Genomic DNA, 3,378 nt, shown 5'->3' on the forward strand with positions numbered 1-3,378 from the left:
GGCCCCCGCCCGCGTCTACGTGGCGGTGAATCGGCAAGCGCCCGAGACGATCCGGGGCTGGGCGATCCCGGCCGCCACCGACATCGCCTTCGCGCTCGGCGTCCTGGCGCTGCTCGGCAAGCGGGTCCCCGTCTCCCTGAAGGTCTTCCTGACCGCGCTCGCCATCATCGACGACCTCGGCGTGGTTCTGATCATCGCCCTGTTCTACACCGCCGGCCTGTCGCTGCCGATGCTCGGCGGCGCGGCGCTGACACTGGCGGTCCTCACGGGCTTGAACCGGGCCGGCGTGAGCCGTCTCGCGCCTTACCTGATGGTGGGCGCGGTCCTCTGGGTCTTCGTGCTGAAATCCGGCGTGCACGCCACCGTGGCCGGCGTCCTCCTGGCCCTCGCCATTCCGTTGCGCCCCAGCATCGGCCGGCCCGACGACCCGGCCTCGCCGCTGCACCGGCTGGAACACGCGATCCAGCCCTGGTCGGCCTACCTGATCCTACCGATCTTCGGCTTCGCCAACGCGGGCGTCTCGCTGGCGGGCGTCGGGCCGGGCCTGCTGCTCGAACCCGTCACCCTCGGCGTCGCCCTGGGCCTCGTCCTGGGCAAGCAGGCCGGCGTGTTCGGACTCGTGCTGGCGGCGGTGAAGCTCGGTCTGGCACAGCGGCCGGCGGGCGCCGGCTGGGCGCAGATCTACGGCGTCTCGCTGCTGTGCGGGGTCGGCTTCACCATGAGCCTCTTCATCGGCCTCCTGGCCTTTGCCGACACGCCCGCGCTGGAGACCGAGACCAAGATCGGCGTGCTCGTCGGATCGGTCGTCTGCATGCTGGCGGGCGCGCTGGTCCTGCTGGTGGCGCCGCCCCATCAGGCCGACGCGCGAGAGCACGGCCGCTGAGACGGTGCAACGCGTCGCGAATTCGCTGCGGCGGACGAGGAAAGGGATGGCTGTCGTGCAGGTTCGACCGCTCGCGGTCGTCATCGAAGCGTGGGGGATGGCTTCGGAGTGGAATGGTGGGCGCGACAGGGATCGAACCTGTGACCCTTCGCGTGTGAAGCGAATGCTCTCCCGCTGAGCTACGCACCCGGACCGAGGGCCTTCTAGGGCTATGGGCGCGGCGGCGTCAAGGGTCGATCCGCATGCTCCGCGCGCGGGGTCCCGAGCCGGAGAAGGATCGCCACCGGCACGAGGCCGACGGCGACGATGAGCAGGGCCGCCACGGTGCCGTCCTCGTAGGTGCCGCGCGCGGCCTCGCCGTAGAGGTGGGTCGCGAGCGTCTCCACGTTGAGGGGGCGCAGCAGCAGCGTGGCGGGCAGTTCCTTGACGCAATCGACGAAGACGAGGAGCGCGCCGCTGAGAAGGGCCGGCCAGACCAGGGGAAGCTGGACCCGCCTCAGGGTCGCGCCCGGGCCGTGCCCGAGCATCCGTCCGGCATCGGGCAGGCTGCGGGGCACGCGCCCGAGGCCGGCCTCGCAGGTGCCGATGCTGACGGCGAGGAAGCGCACGAGATAGGCGGTGACGAGGGCGCTGCCGGTGCCGAGGCCGATCAGCGCCGGGGCAATGCCGAGGACGTGCGTCGTGCCCGCCGACAGGGCGGAATCGGCGAGCGCCAGGGGGCCGAGGAGACCGATGGCGAGGATCGCGCCCGGCAGCGCGTAGCCGAGGCTCGCGACCTGGATCAGCGCCCGCCCCCACCGGCGCGAGACGAGGCCCGGCCCCGCCGCGACCACGAGGCCGAGGGCGGCCGCGATCACGGTCGCGGCGCCCGCATAGAGCAGCGTGTGGCCGATCTCCGCGAAGATCGTCTCGGGCAAGCCGCTGCGCAGCAGCCGCCGGATGGCGGAATGGGCGAGATAGCTCGCGGGGATCGCGAAGCCGATGGCGACCGGCACCCATCCGAGGGCGAGCGCGCCCCAGGCGCGAAGACCCGTGAGCCGCTGCCGAGCCATGCGCCTCGGGCGCTGGGCCGTGCCGGCAAAGCCGCGGTCGGCCCGCGCCCAGCGCTCCAGGGCGACCAGGGCGACGACGATGACCAGCATGACGAGGGCGATCTGCGCCGCGCCCGCGAGGTCCGACCGGTTGACCCAGGTGGCGTAGACCTGGACCGTGAGGGTCCGGACCCCGAGGAATTCCGCCGCGCCGATGTCGTTCAGGGCCTCCATCAGCGCAAGGCTCGCCCCCGCCACGATGGCCGGACGGGCCATCGGCAGGGCGATGCGGAAGAAGGTGGCGGAGGGCGAGCGCCCGAGCATCCGGGCCGCCTCGATGAGGTTGGCGGCCTGCATCAGGAACAGCGCCCGGGTCGGCAGGTAGACGTAGGGGTAGAGCACGAAGCCGAGGAGCAGGATGCAGCCGGGCAGCGAGCGCAGCTCCGGCAGCACGAGGTCGCGCGGGCGGGCGACGCCGAGGAGGTCGCGCAGGGTCGTCTGCACCGGTCCGATCGGGTGCATCAGGTCGAGATACGCGAAGGCGACGATGTAGGTCGGCACCGCCATCGGCAGCAGCAGCCCCGCCTCGAGGAATCGCCGGCCGGGAAACTCGTAGGCCGCGACGAGCCAGGCCGCGCCGGCTCCGATCACGATCACCAGGGCGCCGACCCCGGCGAGCAGCAGGCCCGTGTCGCGCAACGCCTGCGGCAGCACGTGGGCGACGAGGTGGGGCCAGAGCGCCCCCGCCCCCTCAGTCCCCGCCCCCTGCCCCGCCGCCAGCATGAGGGCGACGACCGGACTGAGAACCAGGGCGGCGAGCGCCAGCCCGCCCAGGCCCCAGACCAGGGCGGACGACCGGGCGGGATGGGGGATGGCGGGGGCGGCCCCGCTCATGCCGGTCTCAAGGCCCGTTCCGGGAAGCCGTCCCCACATCGCGGTTCAATTGTCGAAGCCGACCTTGTCGAGGAGGAGGCTCGCCGCCTTGCGGTTGCGGGCGATCTCGACGAGGGGCACGGTATCGACATTCAGGGGTCCGAGGGCCGTCAGCAGCGGGTCGGTCGGCGCGCCGGCCTTCACCGGGTACTCGTAATCCGCCTTGGCGTAGAGCGCCTGCGCCTCGTCGGAGACGAGGTATTCGAGGAGCTTGACCGCCTCGTCGCGGTTCGGCGCCGTCTTCGAGACCGCCGCACCGGAAATGTTCACGTGCGTGCCGCCGCTCTCGAAGGTCGGCATCACGACCTTGATGCCGTCGCCCCATCTCTGCTGCTCGGGGCCGCCGCGTCCGGAGCGCATGAGGCCGACATAGTACGAATTGCCGAGGCCGATCTCGCAGGTATCGGCGAGGATGTCGCGGGCCACGTCCCGGTCGCCGCCGGCGGGCTTGCGCGCGAGGTTGGCCTTGACCGCGCGCAGCCAGCCCTCCGTCTTCTCGGGGCCGTGCTTGACGAGGTGATGGGCGATCAG

At 72.3% G+C, this 3,378-nt stretch carries 3 protein-coding genes and 1 tRNA gene; 1 reads left to right on the forward strand and 3 read right to left on the reverse strand.

The features are described 5' to 3' along the window. The coding region (nhaA, locus tag JWQ05_RS08895; RefSeq protein WP_299657661.1) for a Na+/H+ antiporter NhaA at positions 1-883 on the forward strand (883 nt) is incomplete at its 5' end. A gap of 114 nt (positions 884-997) precedes the next feature. Here the strand turns inward: nhaA and JWQ05_RS08900 are convergent. The 3 genes from JWQ05_RS08900 to JWQ05_RS08910 all read right to left on the reverse strand — a co-directional run. After that, positions 998-1,072, reverse strand: a tRNA-Val gene (locus JWQ05_RS08900). Positions 1,073-1,092: 20 nt separating this feature from the next. Then, the gene (locus tag JWQ05_RS08905) at positions 1,093-2,808 is read right to left on the reverse strand and encodes an iron ABC transporter permease (protein ID WP_299657662.1); all 1,716 of its coding nucleotides are present in this window, start codon (positions 2,806-2,808) and stop codon (positions 1,093-1,095) included. A 45-nt stretch (positions 2,809-2,853) separates the two neighbouring features. Continuing rightward, on the reverse strand, positions 2,854-3,378 hold a 525-nt coding region (locus JWQ05_RS08910), incomplete at its 5' end, for an extracellular solute-binding protein (RefSeq protein ID WP_299657663.1).

It is taken from the genome of Methylobacterium sp. (assembly GCF_028290105.1).
GTDB lineage: Bacteria > Pseudomonadota > Alphaproteobacteria > Rhizobiales > Beijerinckiaceae > Methylobacterium.

What these genes read in the sequence shown, in the direction of transcription:
- JWQ05_RS08905 (WP_299657662.1), bottom strand. Translation starts at nt 2,808, where the DNA reads ATGAGCGGGGCCGCCCCCGCCATCCCCCATCCCGCCCGGTCGTCCGCC.